This is a genomic window from Streptomyces tendae (genome assembly GCF_008632955.1).
GTDB lineage: Bacteria > Actinomycetota > Actinomycetes > Streptomycetales > Streptomycetaceae > Streptomyces.
Genome location: NZ_CP043959.1, coordinates 380323 through 394855, shown reverse-complemented (window position 1 = coordinate 394855; position 14533 = coordinate 380323). Strand labels below are relative to the sequence as shown.

General features: G+C 72.6%; 14 protein-coding genes. 7 read left to right on the top strand and 7 right to left on the bottom strand.

What is annotated here, in order from left to right; genetic code table 11:
* Positions 1-2: 2 nt before the first annotated feature.
* Positions 3-1154: an NADH-quinone oxidoreductase subunit D gene (locus F3L20_RS01870; RefSeq protein WP_150151500.1), complete on the bottom strand. Its 1152-nt coding sequence runs from the start codon at positions 1152-1154 to the stop codon at positions 3-5.
* 31 nt (positions 1155-1185) lie between these two features.
* Here F3L20_RS01870 and F3L20_RS01865 point away from each other — a divergent pair, with 31 nt between their 5' ends.
* Positions 1186-1761, top strand: coding sequence for a PH domain-containing protein (locus F3L20_RS01865; protein ID WP_150151497.1), 576 nt, complete (start codon positions 1186-1188; stop codon positions 1759-1761).
* Positions 1758-3092, top strand: a complete 1335-nt coding sequence (locus F3L20_RS01860; RefSeq protein ID WP_150151494.1) for a PH domain-containing protein — start codon at positions 1758-1760, stop codon at positions 3090-3092. The genes F3L20_RS01865 and F3L20_RS01860 overlap by 4 nt, the downstream gene beginning before the upstream one ends.
* A gap of 63 nt (positions 3093-3155) precedes the next feature.
* Here the strand turns inward: F3L20_RS01860 and F3L20_RS01855 are convergent, their stop codons facing one another.
* Complete coding sequence (locus F3L20_RS01855; RefSeq protein WP_150151491.1) at positions 3156-4505, bottom strand: hypothetical protein; 1350 nt, start codon at positions 4503-4505, stop codon at positions 3156-3158.
* Between the two features lie 566 nt (positions 4506-5071).
* Between F3L20_RS01855 and folP the strand changes: the two genes are divergently transcribed.
* The 5 genes from folP (at position 5072) to F3L20_RS01830 (ending at position 8247) form a co-directional block, all read left to right on the top strand.
* Positions 5072-5977, top strand: coding sequence for a dihydropteroate synthase (gene folP / locus F3L20_RS01850; protein WP_150151488.1), 906 nt, complete (start codon positions 5072-5074; stop codon positions 5975-5977).
* Positions 5974-6477, top strand: a complete 504-nt coding sequence (locus tag F3L20_RS01845) for a nuclear transport factor 2 family protein (RefSeq protein WP_145829299.1) — start codon at positions 5974-5976, stop codon at positions 6475-6477. Before folP ends, F3L20_RS01845 begins: the two co-directional genes overlap by 4 nt.
* 250 nt (positions 6478-6727) lie before the next feature.
* On the top strand, positions 6728-7087 hold the full coding sequence (gene folB, locus F3L20_RS01840; protein WP_145829298.1) for a dihydroneopterin aldolase: 360 nt from the start codon (positions 6728-6730) through the stop codon (positions 7085-7087).
* The gene (gene folK, locus F3L20_RS01835; protein WP_145829297.1) at positions 7084-7695 is read left to right on the top strand and encodes a 2-amino-4-hydroxy-6-hydroxymethyldihydropteridine diphosphokinase; all 612 of its coding nucleotides are present in this window, start codon (positions 7084-7086) and stop codon (positions 7693-7695) included. The genes folB and folK overlap by 4 nt, the downstream gene beginning before the upstream one ends.
* 60 nt (positions 7696-7755) lie before the next feature.
* Entirely contained in the window at positions 7756-8247 is a 492-nt protein-coding gene (locus F3L20_RS01830) for a DUF3180 domain-containing protein (RefSeq protein WP_150151484.1), read from the top strand.
* Positions 8248-8329: 82 nt separating this feature from the next.
* Here F3L20_RS01830 and folE read toward each other — a convergent pair whose 3' ends face one another.
* From folE to F3L20_RS01805, 5 genes are all read right to left on the bottom strand, one after another.
* On the bottom strand, positions 8330-8935 hold the full coding sequence (gene folE, locus F3L20_RS01825; protein WP_145829295.1) for a GTP cyclohydrolase I FolE: 606 nt from the start codon (positions 8933-8935) through the stop codon (positions 8330-8332).
* Positions 8936-9075: 140 nt separating this feature from the next.
* Positions 9076-11115 carry an ATP-dependent zinc metalloprotease FtsH gene (ftsH, locus tag F3L20_RS01820; protein WP_145829294.1) on the bottom strand — a complete coding sequence of 680 codons (2040 nt, stop codon included), beginning with the start codon at positions 11113-11115 and terminating at the stop codon, positions 9076-9078.
* A 188-nt stretch (positions 11116-11303) separates the two neighbouring features.
* Positions 11304-11864 carry a hypoxanthine phosphoribosyltransferase gene (gene hpt, locus F3L20_RS01815; RefSeq protein WP_145829365.1) on the bottom strand — a complete coding sequence of 187 codons (561 nt, stop codon included), beginning with the start codon at positions 11862-11864 and terminating at the stop codon, positions 11304-11306.
* Between the two features lie 67 nt (positions 11865-11931).
* Positions 11932-12960: a tRNA lysidine(34) synthetase TilS gene (tilS, locus tag F3L20_RS01810; protein ID WP_150151481.1), complete on the bottom strand. Its 1029-nt coding sequence runs from the start codon at positions 12958-12960 to the stop codon at positions 11932-11934.
* Positions 12961-13155: 195 nt separating this feature from the next.
* Positions 13156-14289 carry a zinc-dependent metalloprotease gene (locus tag F3L20_RS01805; RefSeq protein WP_145829292.1) on the bottom strand — a complete coding sequence of 378 codons (1134 nt, stop codon included), beginning with the start codon at positions 14287-14289 and terminating at the stop codon, positions 13156-13158.
* Positions 14290-14533 lie beyond the last annotated feature (244 nt).

Genomic DNA, 14533 nt, shown 5'->3' with positions numbered 1-14533 from the left:
GGCTACTTGTCGATGTCGCCGACGACGAAGAACAGCGACCCCAGGATCGCCACCATGTCCGCGACCAGCGTGCCCGGCAGCAGCTCGGTGAGCGCCTGGATGTTGTTGTACGACGCCGAGCGCAGCTTCAGCCGGTACGGCGTCTTCTCGCCCTTGCTGACCAGGTAGTAGCCGTTGATGCCGAGCGGGTTCTCGGTCCACGCGTACGTGTGGCCCTCCGGCGCCTTGAGGACCTTCGGGAGCCGCTGGTTGACCGGGCCGGGCGGCAGCTCCGCCAGCCGGTCGAGGCAGGCGTCGGCAAGGTCCAGGGCGTTGTGCGTCTGCTCCAGCAGGCACTCGAACCGGGCGAGGCAGTCGCCCTCCTCGCGGGTGACCACCTTCAGGACGTCACCCAGCTCGCCGTAGGCCAGGTACGGCTCGTCCCGGCGCAGGTCGAAGTCGACGCCCGAGGCGCGCCCGATCGGCCCGCTCACCCCGTACGCGTGCACGGCCCCGGCGGACAGCACGCCGACGCCCCGGGTGCGGCCCCGGAAGATCTCGTTGCCGAGCACCAGGCCGTCGAAGCGGTCCATGCGGGAGCGCACGCCGGCGACGGCGCCGCGCGCGCGGGACGTCCAGCCCGCCGGGAGGTCCTCCTTGAGGCCGCCCACACGGTTGAACATGTAGTGCATGCGCCCGCCGGAGACCTCCTCCATGACGTGCTGGAGCTCCTCGCGTTCGGTGAAGGCGTAGAAGATCGGGGTGATGCCGCCGAGCTCCAGCGGATAGGAGCCGAGGAACATCAGGTGGTTGAGCACCCGGTTCAGCTCGGCGAGCAGCGTGCGCAGCCACACCGCGCGCTCGGGGACCTCCATGCCGAGCATCCGTTCCACGGCGAGGACCACGCCCAGCTCGTTGGAGAACGCCGACAGCCAGTCGTGCCGGTTGGCCAGCATGATGATCTGGCGGTAGTCGCGGGCCTCGAACAGCTTCTCCGCGCCCCGGTGCATGTAGCCGATCACGGGCTCCGCGCGGACGATCCGCTCGCCGTCCAGGACGAGCCTCAGCCGCAGCACGCCGTGCGTCGACGGGTGCTGCGGGCCGATGTTGAGCACCATGTCGGTGCTCTCCGCCGCACCGCCGATTCCGACCATGGTCTCCGTCGTAGGAGTCATGCACACAGTCTGTCCTACGTACGCTGGCTCCATGGAGACGGGGAGCCCGCACGACACGGGGACAGCGGACGTGCCGGAGGCGGCGGCGCCGGACACGGCACACCCGCCCGCCGCACCGGATGCCGGTGCGGCGGAAGCGGCGGCGGAGCCGGTGTGGCGGGCGCTGCCGCCCCGGCTGCTGACGATGCGGCGGCTGCTGCTGGTGGTGTGGCTGGGACTGCTGACGCTCGCCACCGCGCTGGTGCCGGGCCTGCTGGCCGGGCCCGGCTGGTCCGCCTTCGCGGTGCTGCCGCTGGCCGTGCTCGGCTGGGGCTGGGTGATGCTGGAGCGCAACTGGCGCTCCTGGCGGTACGCCGAGCGCGCCGACGACCTCCTGATCAGCCGCGGTGTCCTCTGGCAGGAGGAGACGGTCGTGCCGTACGGGCGGATGCAGCTGGTAGAGGTCACCTCCGGACCCGTCGAGCGGTACTTCGGGCTGGCCAGCGTGCAGCTGCACACGGCCGCCGCGGCCACCGACGCCACCATCCCCGGCCTCGACCCGGCCGAGGCGGAACGGCTGCGCGACCGGCTCACCGAGCTGGGCGAGGCCCGGTCGGCGGGGCTGTGACGACGTCCGGCGTCCAGGAGGACGTACGCGACCGGCCGCCCGTGACCGAGAGGCGGCTCCACCCGGTCACGCCGCTGCGGCGGGCCTGGGCGCCCGTGGCCGTCCTGATGGGGTGGGCGGTGCACGACCTCGACGGGGCGCAGCGCCAGCTCACCCGGCTGACCACCACCACGCTGCTGATCGGGCTCGGCGTGCTCATCCCGGCCGCCGCCCTCTACGGCTTCCTCAGCTGGTGGTTCACCCACTTCGCGGTGACCGACAGCGAACTGCGGGTGCGCACCGGGCTGCTGTTCCGGCGCACCGCGCACATCCGGCTGGAGCGGATCCAGGCCATCGACGTCACCCAGCCGCTGCTGGCGCGGGTCGCGGGCGTGGCGAAGCTGAAACTCGACGTCATAGGCACCGACAAGAAGGACGAGCTCGCCTTCCTCGGGGCCGGCGAGGCGCGGGCGCTGCGCGCGGAACTGCTGGCGCGGGCCGCCGGGTTCGCCCCGGAGACCGCGCACGAAGTGGGCGAGGCGCCCTCCCGGCAGATGCTGCGGGTGCCGCCGGGCGTACTCGCCGTCTCGCTGCTGCTGACCGGCGCCACCTGGGTCTGGCTGCTGGTCGCCGCGGTGGCGCTGCCGCTGCTGTGGACGGCCACCCACAGCCTGTGGACGGTGCTCGCGGCGGGCGTGCCGATGCTCGGCGCGGCGGGCGCGAGCAGCGTGGGACGTTTCGTCGCCGAGTACGACTGGACGCTGGGCGAGTCGCCCGACGGCCTCCGGATCGACCACGGGCTGCTGGACCGGGCGCACGAGACGGTCCCGCCGGGCCGCGTGCAGACCGTACGGCTGGTCGAGCCGCTGCTGTGGCGCAGGCGCGGCTGGGTGCGCGTGGAACTCGACGTGGCCGGTTCGTCCAACTCCCTGCTGCTGCCGGTGGCGCCGCGCGAGATCGCCGAGTCGGTCGTCGCCCGCGTCCTGCCCGGGGTGACCGTGCCGCCGCCCGAGGCACTCGTCCGCCCGCCGCGACGCGCGCACTGGTGCGTGCCGGTGTGGTGGCGGGGCTACGGACTCGCCGTCACCGACGCGGTGTTCGCCGCCCGGCACGGGCTGCTGCGGCGCAGCCTGTCGCTGGTGCCGCACGCGAAGGTGCAGAGCGTCCGGCTGGTCCAGGGGCCGTGGCAGCGGGCCCGCGGGGTCGCCGACGTGCATGTGGACACCGGCGCCAACGGCACCGTCGCGGCGCGCCTGCGCCCCGCCGACGAGGCCGCCGTGCTGCTGCGCGCCCAGGCGGAACGATCCCGCACGGGCCGCAGGGACGCCCTTCCGGACCGCTGGATGGCCTGACCGGCCGGGCACGCGAAACGGGGCCCCGCATGTGCGGGGCCCCGTCGGCGGTGGCGGGCGGGTTCAGGAAACCGCGCTGCGCAGACCCTGGACGTCGATGTGCTCGGTCTCGTCGTGGGCCGTCAGGTCGATGACCTGACCGACACCGCGCGCCTCCTCGGTGGCCGGCTTGTACCGCGCCTCGGCCTCCGCCTTGTGCAGCGCGAGCGCCTCCTGGCCGACCACGTCGGCGAGGTCCTCGTTCTGCACGGCGTCCAGGGCGGCGGGTTCCGTCTCCTGCTTCGTGCCGAAGAAGTCGAAGCCACCTCCCGTCACGGGCCGCCGCACGGGCGCCGTCGGCGGGACGACCGCGACGGCGGTCGGCACGGTGAAGTGCCCGGAGGGCTGCCGCACGGCCGAACCCCCGGACCCGGCCGGTGCGGTGGAGGCGGTCGCGCGCTCATGGTCGCCGACCGCCCGGGACTGCCCCCCGGCCTCGTCCTCCTGCGTCTGATCCGGCCGGGACCGCTTCGTGGGCTCGGGACCGTCGTCCTCGGGCGTGCCGCCGCCCTTGGGGGCGGTGTCGCTCGTGGGGGCGGTGTCCTGCCGGGGTGCGTCGGCCCGCTGCGGGGCGCCCTCGGAGGCGGGCCCGGCGGCGGGAGCGCCCGGGGCACTCTCCTTCCGCGCGGCCGGTACGGCGGCCCCGGGGGCGGCCTGCTCCGTCGCGCCGCCGTCCGTTGCCCCGGTGTCCGTTACGTCGTCGGCGGCGTCCGGCTTCGCGGCCTCGGCACCCCCGGCCCCCGGCTTCCCGGCGAACCGGGCGAGGGCCGCGTCGGCCCGCAGGTACAGGTTCGAGCCCTCCGGGGAGAAGACGCCGGAGGGCTCCGGGTCCTGCCCTCCCTTCGGCTCGTCGGCGTCCGCCACGGTGTCCGCCGCGCTCTCCGCACCCGCGGGTGCCGTCGGCTCCGGTGCTTCCCCGGGCGCCGACGAGGTCCCCGCCGGCAGCGCGCGCGCCGGGACGGTGGCCTCGATCTCGAGCACCCGGCGTTCCTCCAGGACGCTCGCCCGGTCCACCTCGGCCGCCGCGTACCGGCGCAGCAGCGAGGCGTGCTCGTTGCGCAGTCCGGCGAGTTCCGCGCGCTTGGCGCGCAGCCGCTGCTCCAGCTTCATCCGCAGCTCACGCGACTCCTCGAGGTCCGACTCGAGTTCGGCGACCCGCTCCTCGAAACGCCACTCGTCGCTCGCCCGCGCGCGCGTCAGATCGGCGACGCGTTTGCCCGCCTGGGCGTCCCAGTGACGCATCACGACGGCACCCACGATCGCCGTGACCGCGGCTGCCGCGGCCAGGAGACGAAGCACCACCGGTTGTGTGAACACCCAGGGCCCCAGAGCGCAGACGACGGAGACGCCTGCGATCGCCGACGGGGGCAGCATCCTGTGCAGAGGCGGGGAATGACGGTGACGTCCACGTGGCATGGCCAGAAACTTACCGCGCGTAGGCGAATGATGGTGCCCCGCCCCGCAAAAAGAAAGCGAGTTGAGGCGTTTCACAGCCCAACGGCGAACCGGGGCGCCCGTGAATAGCGGCATCTTGCAATTTCATCAAGATCATTTCTGGGCCCGGTTGGCGCACAACTCCCGCTCCCGGCATTCCACTTCGCCCCGCCACCGCCGCCCTGGGCCCCCTCCGCGCTCCTCCCGCCGGGCGCGCCCCCGCCCGCGCCGCGCCCGCCCCCGGCCCGCTCCCACCCGCGCGCCCCGAAACGACGCCCCACCCGGCGCCTCCCCGAGTCACGGATCTCGACCCGAGATCCCGTTCCGCCCGCCCCGCCGTGAACCGCGTTTCCCGCCCTTTCCCGCCTCCCTCGATCTTCGCGCGCGCAGCCCCGCCGCAATGCGGGGGCGAAAGACTCCGGCAATCCCCGCCGCCGCGTTTCCCCGCGCCCCGCCCACCGGCCCGCGCGGCATCCGGGACCCGCCCCGGGGCCTACGCTGAACGTATGAGCAATCACAGCGGACGCCGTCAGATCGCGGGCCTCCCCCACTGGGACCGGTGCGCGGTCATGGGAGTCGTGAACGTCACCCCCGACTCCTTCTCCGACGGCGGCCGCTGGTTCGACACGACGACCGCCGTCAAGCACGGCCTCGACCTGGTCGCCCAGGGCGCCGACCTGATCGACGTGGGCGGCGAGTCCACCCGCCCCGGCGCCACCCGCGTCGACGAGGCCGAGGAGCTCAAGCGCGTCATCCCGGTCGTCCGCGGCCTCGCCGCCGAAGGCGTCACCGTCTCCGTCGACACCATGCGCGCCTCCGTCGCCGAGCAGTCGCTCGCGGCCGGCGCCGCCCTGGTCAACGACGTCAGCGGCGGCCTCGCCGACCCCGCCATGATCGGCGTCGTGGCCGCCGCCGGCGCGCCGTTCGTCGTCATGCACTGGCGCGGCTTCCTGGAGGGCGGCAACGTCCGGGGCGTGTACGACGACGTGGTCACCGAGGTCGCCGACGAACTGCGCGCGCGCGTGGAGACCGTGCTGGAGGGCGGTGTCGCCGCCGACCGCGTGATCGTCGACCCCGGCCTCGGCTTCTCCAAGGACGCCGGACACGACCTCGCGCTGCTCGCCCGACTCGACCGCCTGACACGCCTCGGCCACCCCCTGCTCGTCGCCGCGTCCCGCAAGCGGTTCCTCGGCCGGGTACTGGCCGGCCCCGAAGCCCCGCCCCCGCCGGCCCGGGAGCGCGACGCGGCCACCGCCGCCGTCTCCGCCCTCTCCGCGCAGGCCGGCGCCTGGGCGGTGCGCGTGCACGAGGTCCGCGCCAGCGCGGACGCCGTACGGGTCGTCCGCGCGATAGACCAGGCGCGCGCCGACGGCCCCACACCTCCCCCATCTGGCGCGGAAGGAGCCTGGTGACCGCTCCCCACACCGACGTCGAGCAGGTCGAGGCCGCCAACACCGCCTTTTACGAGGCGCTGGAGCGGGGCGACTTCGAGGAGGTCGCGTCCGCCTGGCTCACCCCCGCCGACCTCGGGGTCGACGAGACGTACCACGACCCCGCCGACAGCGGCGTGGTCTCCTGCGTGCACCCCGGCTGGCCCGTGCTCACCGGGCGCGGCGAGGTCCTCAGGTCGTACGCCCTGATCATGGCGAACACCGACTACATCCAGTTCTTCCTCACCGACGTGCACGTCTCCGTCACCGGCGACACCGCCGTGGTGACCTGCACGGAGAACATCCTCAGCGGCGGGCCTGCCCCGGAGGCCGGCGAGGAACTGGGCCCCCTGGTCGGCCAGCTCGTCGTCGCCACGAACGTCTACCGCCGCACCCCGGCCGGCTGGAAGCTCTGGTCGCACCACGCCTCACCCGTCCTCGCCGAGGAGGACGACGACGAGGACGACGAGGCACCGGCCTGACCGGCACGGGGCGCGCCCGGCGGCCGCCCCGCGTGGCGGGAATCACCACGGGCGACGCGCCGGACGCCACCGGCCCGTGAGCACCCCGCCCCGGCCGGGCAGACGCACAGTGAGGACGACGGACGCCGGACCGCGACGGCCACCCGCGCCACCGGCTCCGCCGCCCGCCGCGGGTAGATTCAAAGACGGGCCGGTGTGCCGTCCGCACAGGCACCGACCGGCCGGACCGACGACTGCAGGAGTGATTCGCGTGGATCGTGTCGCGCTGCGCGGCCTGAAGGCCCGCGGGCACCACGGTGTGTTCCCGAAGGAGCGCGAGGAGGGCCAGACCTTCCTCGTGGACCTGGTCCTCGGCCTGGACACCCGCCCGGCCGCCGCCGACGACGACCTGACGAAGACCGTGCACTACGGCATCGTCGCGGAGGAGGTGGTGGCCGTCGTAGAGGGCGAGCCCCTCAACCTCATCGAGACCCTCGCCGAGCGCATCGCCCAGGTCTGCCTGAAGCACGACGCCGTGCGGGAGGTCGAGGTATGCGTCCACAAGCCGGACGCGCCGATCACCGTGCCCTTCGACGACGTGACCGTCACCATCACCCGGAGCCGCGTATGACCAGGCCGTCCACCACGGGCCACACCGACCCGACCGTCCAGCCCGTCCCCGCCTCCGTGGTCGAGCAGGTGGACGCGGCCGACACCACCCTGCAGAACCCCAAACGGGCCGTGGTCTCCCTCGGCGCCAACCTGGGCAACCGCCTGGAAACCCTGCAGGGGGCCGTGGACGCCCTGGAGGACACCCCGGGCATCCGGGTCAAGGCCGTCTCCCCCGTGTACGAGACGGAGCCCTGGGGCGTCGATCCCGGCAGCCAGCCGTCCTACTTCAACGCGGTCGCCGTCCTGCGGACGACCCTGCCGCCGTCCTCCCTCCTGGAGCGCGCGCACGCCGTCGAGGAGGCCTTCCACCGCGTACGGGACGAGCGCTGGGGCCCGCGCACCCTGGACGTGGACATCGTCGCCTACGCCGACCTCCACTCGGACGACCCACAGCTCACCCTCCCGCACCCGCGCGCCCACGAGCGGGCCTTCGTGCTGGCCCCCTGGCACGACATCGACCCCGCGGCGGAGCTCCCGGGCCGCGGCCCCGTGGCCGACCTGCTGGACGCCGTCACCCGCGAAGGTGTCACGCCCCGCGCCGACCTGGAACTCCGGCTGCCCGAGTAGCCGTTAAGGTCGAGACGGCCACAGCCCGGGGCACCGGTCCGGGGAACGCGAAGGGACACCGTGAAAGAGCTGCGCATCAGGGTGCTGGCCGGCGTCTTCGTCGTCGCCGGAGTCCTGTCCTGGGCCGGGGCCCGCCTGTGGAACTCCTTCGGGACCCTCCCCAGCGTGCCCGTCGCCGCGCCCATCGTGCTCGCCCTGATCGCCGTGGTCCTCGCGGCCACCGCGCTCTCGCTGCGGGCCCGCCTCAAGGCGCAGCGCGAGCGCCGGCCCGACGCCAAGGGCGTCGACCCCCTGATGGCGGCCCGCGCGGTGGTCTTCGGGCAGGCCAGTGCCCTGGTGGCCGCCCTGGTCGCGGGCCTGTACGGCGGCACCTTCGTGGTCCTGCTGGGCTCCCTGGACATCCCCGCCCGCCGCGACCAGGCCATCTACGCCGGCTTCTCGGTCGTCGCGGGCATCGGCGTGATAGCGGCGGCGATCTTCCTGGAGCGGGTCTGCAAGCTCCCGGAGGACGAGGACGACGACAACCACCCGGGCACGGCCCCGGCGAGCTAGGGACGTCGTACACGGAAGAAGGGGGCATGGTTCGCGCGAACCATGCCCCCTTCTTCCGTGGCCCCTATCTCCGCGTACGACGTCAGCGCGCCATGATCAGGCTCATCGCCTCGTTGCGGGTCGCCGCGTCCCGCAGCTGGCCGCGCACGGCCGAGGTGAGCGTCTTGGCGCCGGGTTTGCGGATGCCCCGCATCGACATGCACATGTGCTCGCACTCCACGACCACGATCACCCCGCGCGGCTCCAGGATCTCCATCAGCGAGTCGGCGATCTGCGTGGTGAGTCGTTCCTGCACCTGCGGGCGGCGGGCGTAGACGTCGACCAGCCGGGCCAGCTTGGACAGCCCGGTGATCTTGCCGCTGGTGGACGGGATGTACCCGACGTGCGCCACGCCCCGGAACGGCACCAGATGATGCTCACATGTCGAGTACACCTCGATGTCCTTGACCAGCACCATCTCGTCGTGGCCGATGTCGAACGTCGTCGTCAGGACGTCCTCGGGCTTCTGCCACAGCCCCGCGAAGATCTCCCGGTACGCCCGCGCCACCCGCGCCGGCGTCTCCTGCAGGCCCTCACGGTCCGGGTCCTCGCCCACCGCGATGAGCAGCTCGCGCACGGCGTTCTGCGCCCGCTTCTCGTCGAACTCGCCGACGGGGGCTATGCCGTCCAGCGTCACGGGGTCGGTCATGGGGTGCCTCGTTCCTGTGCCTGCACGCGTGAGGGGCACGCGTCTCGAACCGCGGGTTACGCAAATGCCGCGTCCCCCAGGCTAGAACCTGGGGGACGCGGCATCCATTCCGGGCCCGGCGGGGCACGGGGAGCCTTGGATCAGCTCTCCGGGCGCTCCTCCGGGGACCGCTCCGGCTGCGGGGCGGGCTCCGTCGTGGCGGTCTTCGCGGTGGAGATGGCCGGCGTGGCGCCGTTCGCCCCGTTCGTCAGGGCCAGCTCCTTGGGGGAGAGGACCGGCGGACGGGTGGACGGCGTACGGCGGGAGGAACCGGTCCAGGCGGGCCTGGGCGGGCGCTTGACGATCGGCGCGAAGATCTCGGCGATCTCCTCCTTGCCCAGCGTCTCCTTCTCCAGGAGGGCCAGGACCAGGTTGTCGAGGACGTCGCGGTTCTCGACGAGGATCTCCCACGCCTCGTTGTGCGCGGTCTCGATGAGCTTCTTGACCTCTTCGTCGACCAGCGCGGCGACCTCTTCCGAGTAGTCGCGCTGGTGAGCCATCTCCCGGCCGAGGAAGGGCTCGGTGTTGTCGCCGCCGAACTTGATGGCGCCGAGCCGCTCGGTCATGCCGTACTGGGTGACCATCGCGCGGGCCAGTCCGGTGGCCTTCTCGATGTCGTTGGCGGCACCGGTGGTCGGGTCGTGGAAGACGAGCTCCTCCGCCGCGCGGCCGCCCAGCATGTAGGCCAGCTGGTCCAGCATCTCGTTGCGCGTGGTGGAGTACCTGTCCTCGTCCGGCAGGACCATGGTGTAGCCGAGGGCACGGCCTCTCGACAGGATGGTGATCTTGTGGACGGGGTCGGAGTTCGGTGAGGCCGCCGCGACCAGGGCGTGTCCGCCCTCGTGGTACGCGGTGATCTTCTTCTCCTTGTCCGACATGATCCGGGTCCGCTTCTGCGGGCCCGCCACCACACGGTCGATCGCCTCGTCGAGCATGTGGTTGTCGATGAGCTTCTGGTCGCTGCGCGCGGTGAGCAGCGCGGCCTCGTTCAGCACGTTGGCCAGGTCGGCACCGGTCATGCCGGGCGTGCGGCGGGCGACGGCGCCGAGGTCGACGTCCGGGGCGACCGGCTTGCCCTTCTGGTGCACCTTGAGGATCTCGAGGCGGCCCTGCATGTCCGGGCGGTCGACCGCGATCTGGCGGTCGAAACGGCCGGGACGCAGCAGCGCCGGGTCGAGGATGTCCGGGCGGTTCGTGGCGGCGATGAGGATCACGCCGCCCTTCACGTCGAAGCCGTCCATCTCGACGAGGAGCTGGTTCAGGGTCTGCTCACGCTCGTCGTGACCGCCGCCGAGGCCGGCGCCGCGGTGGCGGCCGACCGCGTCGATCTCGTCGACGAAGACGATCGCGGGGGCGTTGGCCTTGGCCTGCTCGAACAGGTCACGGACCCGGGAGGCACCGACACCGACGAACATCTCGACGAAGTCGGAACCGGAGATCGAGTAGAACGGCACGCCCGCCTCGCCGGCGACGGCGCGCGCGAGCAGCGTCTTGCCGGTACCGGGCGGGCCGTAGAGCAGCACGCCCTTGGGGATCTTGGCGCCGACGGCCTGGAACTTCGCCGGCTCCTGCAGGAACTCCTTGATCTCGTGGAGCTCCTCGACGGCCTCCTCGGAGCCCGCGACGTCGGAGAACGTCGTCTTCGGGGTGTCCTTGGTGATGAGCTTCGCCTTGGACTTGCCGAAGTTCATGACGCGGGAGCCGCCGCCCTGCATCTGATTCATCAGGAACAGGAAGACAACCACGATGAGGACGAAGGGAAGCAGGGACAGCAGAATGCTCACGAAGGGGTTCTGCTTGGACGGCGAAACCGTGTAGCCGTCCGGGATCTGCTTGTTCTGGAACTTGTCCTGCAGCGTGCTGGCGATGGTGACGCCCTGGTCGCCGATGTAGCTCGCCTGGATCTTCGAGCTGCCCTCGACCTTCTGGCCGTCCTTGAGCTCGACCTTGATGATCTGCTCGTCGCCGGTGGTCAGCTTGGCCTGTTCGACCTTGTTCTCATTGATCGCCTGGACGACCTGGCCCGTGTCCACCGTCTTGTAGCCGCCGGACGAACCGACGACCTGCATCAACACGACCACGGCAAGGACGGCCAGCACGATCCACATGACCGGCCCACGGAAGTATCGCTTCACGTCCATCCATACGGAGCGGTGCCGCCCCGTCCCTCCTGCCATAGTGAGTTTGATAAAGGCTGTTCTTCGGACGGTACCCCAGCATGGCCCCCCGAAGCTGCGGGGGACGGCCGACAGTGGCGTCCACGCAAGCTCCAACGCCGAGGAGCCCGCCGGGGTTCCCGATCACGTACGGCGGCCGGAGCCGCCAGGGGTCAACCGCCGTAGACGTGGGGCGCGAGCGTACCCACGAACGGGAGGTTGCGGTACTTCTCGGCGTAGTCGAGGCCGTAGCCGACGACGAACTCGTTGGGGATGTCGAAGCCGACCCATTCGACGTCGATGGCGACCTTGGCGGCCTCGGGCTTGCGCAGCAAGGTGCACACCTTGAGGGAGGCGGGCTCGCGCGAGCCGAGGTTGGAGATCAGCCAGGACAGGGTCAGTCCGGAGTCGATGATGTCCTCGACGATCAGGACGTGCCGGCCCTTGATGTCCGTGTCGAGGTCCTTGAGGATCCGCACCACGCCGGAGGACTGGGTGCCCGCCCCGTACGAGGACACGGCCATCCAGTCCATCGTGACGGGGGTGGACAGCGCCCGGGCGAGGTCCGCCATCACCATCACCGCGCCCTTGAGCACGCCGACGATCAGCAGGTCCTTGCCCGCGTACTCCGCGTCGATCTTCGCCGCCAGCTCCGCCAGCTTGGCGTCGATCTCTTCCTTGGTGATGAGTACCTTCTCGAGGTCGGCACCCATGTCGTTCGCGTCCACCCGCATCACTTTCGGTCGTCCCACCGGCCGGTCCGGTCCGCCCCGTGACTCGTACGGGTCGGTGGGTCCGGATTCAGCCTTGCCGAATCACCAGTCTGCCACCCTGCCGGCGGGCGACGACCCGGCCGGGGAGATTGATGGCCCCCTGGCCGCGCCAGCCGGTGATCAGCCGGTCGACCTCCTCGATGTGGCGGGCGAACAGCGAACCGGCCGGGGCGCCCGCCTCGATGGCGGCCCGGCGCAGCACCCGCCGGCGCACGGCGGGCGGCAGGTCGTGCAGGGCGTCGCACTCCAGGCGGCCGTCGTCGTCGCGGACGCCGGCCGCGGCCTTCCCGGCCCAGGCGTCGAGGGCGTCCGCGTCGTCGCGGGAGAGCTGGGCCGTACGGGCGAGAGCCTCGACGACGCCCTTGCCGAGGGCCTTCTCCAGGGCGGGCAGGCCCTCGTGGCGCAGCCGGGAGCGGGTGTAGGCGGGGTCGACGTTGTGCGGGTCGTCCCAGACGGGCAGGGACTGCACCATGCAGGCCTTGCGGGCGGTCTGCCGGTCGAGCCGGAGGAAGGGGCGCCGGTAACGGCCGTCGGCCCCCGAGACCGCGGCCATGCCGGACAGGGATCGGATGCCGGAGCCGCGGGCGAGGCCGAGCAGGACCGTCTCGGCCTGGTCGTCGCGGGTGTGGCCGAGCAGGACCGCGGCGGCGCGGTGGCGCTCGGCGGCGGCGTCCAGGGCGGCGTAGCGGGCGTCCCGGGCGGCGGCTTCCGGACCGCCGTCGCGGCCGACGGTGACGGCGACCGACTCGACGGGGTCCAGACCGAGTTCGCGCAGCCGGGCGGCGACCTCGGCGGCGCGCAGGTCGGAGCCCGCCTGGAGGCCGTGGTCGACGGTCACGCCGCCGGCGCGCAGGCCGGCCCGGGGGGCTTCGAAGGCGAGGGCGGAGGCGAGTGCCATGGAGTCGGCGCCGCCGGAGCAGGCCACGAGGACGAGCGGGGAGGAGGACCGCTCGTCGGTCGCGGGCCGGCCGGGCGGTCGGCCGTGTTCGGCGAGGATGTCGTTGAGGACGCGGCGGACCGCCAGGCGTATCGCCGCGACCGCAGGATGGGGACCCATGTCCGGTTCCCTTCGATGATGTTCCGGGGGGTTGAGCCCGAAGGTTCGGTCACGCAGAGTGTGTAGATGGTGACAGAACCGGGCCGTTCCCCGAGCATTGCACGCCTGCCCTGGGCCCACGGTCCCTCGGACGGGTGATTGGCGGGGCGTCCGTCTGCCGTCGGCCGGACACCCCGCGCGACCGGGGCGCGGCGCTCATGCCTCCGGTTTGCGGTGCACCCGGGTGATCCAGTCCGCCGGTTTGCCGATCTCCGCCTTGGTGGGGAGCGTGTTGGGCGAGGTCCACACGCGGTTGAAGCCGTCCATGCCGACCTCGTCGACGACCGCGCGGACGAAGCGTTCCCCGTCGCGGTACTGCCGCAGCTTGGCGTCCAGGCCGAGCAGCTTGCGCAGGGCCATGTCCAGGCGGGAGGCGCCCTTGGCGCGGCGCTGCTGGAACTTCTCGCGGATCTCGGCGACGCTCGGCACGACCTCGGGGCCCACGCCGTCCATGACGTAGTCGGCGTGCCCTTCCAGCAGGGACATCACCGCGGTGAGCCGGCCGAGGATCTCGCGCTGGGCCGGGGTCTGCACGATCTCGACAAGGGAGCGTCCGTCGTCGCCCTCCTCGCCCTCGGGACGGCCGCCGGCGAGCGACTGGGCCGCCTCGCGCACCCGTTCCAGGACGGTCATGGGGTCGACGTCGGTCTCCTGAAGGAACGCCTGGATCTCACCCTCCAGGTGGTCCCGCAGCCAGGGCACGGCGGTGAACTGGGTGCGGTGGGTCTCCTCGTGGAGGGTCACCCACAGGCGGAAGTCGTGCGGCTCGACGTCGAGTTCGCGTTCGACGTGGACGATGTTCGGGGCGACCAGCAGCAGCCGTCCGCCGCCGTTGGCGCCGGCCGGGAGGTCGCGGGTCGCGGGGGCGAAGGTCTCGTACTGGCCGAGGACGCGGGAGGCGAGGAAGGACAGCAGCATGCCCAGCTCCACGCCGGTGACCTTGCCGCCGACGGCGCCGAGGACCGCGTTGCCGGGGCTGGTGCCGCGCCGCTCCTGCATCTTGTCGAGCAGGGGTTTGAGCAGTTCGCGGAAGCCGGCGACGTTGGCCCGGACCCAGCCGGGGCGGTCCACCACGAGGAGGGGCGTGTCGTGGGTCTCGGCGGTGCCGAGACCGGTGAAGCCGCGGACGTGTTCCTCCGCGGCCTGCGCGTGGCGGCGGAGTTCCGCGACGACGGCGCGGGCCTCGTCCCGGCTGACGTCGGGGCCCGGCCGCATGAGCCTGGTCGCGGTCGCGACCGCGAGGTTCCAGTCGACCATCCCGGAAGAGGCAGCACCACCGATGCTCGTCATGCGTCAACGGTACGTGAGTGGTGGGGTTACGGGCAGGGCGAGGAAGTGGGGGCCCGTTCGCGCGGCTCCCCGCGCCCCTTGGGCGACATGGTCGCCGCGTTTTCCAGCCGGCCTGGCCCCGCTTCAGGGGTCACCCCCCGACACCCCCGTTCGCGCAGTTCCCCGCGCCCCTAGGGAACTGCCGTTCCCGGCACCTGTGGCCTCGCACTCCCGGGGGCACGGGGAACCGCGCGAAGGGGGTCCG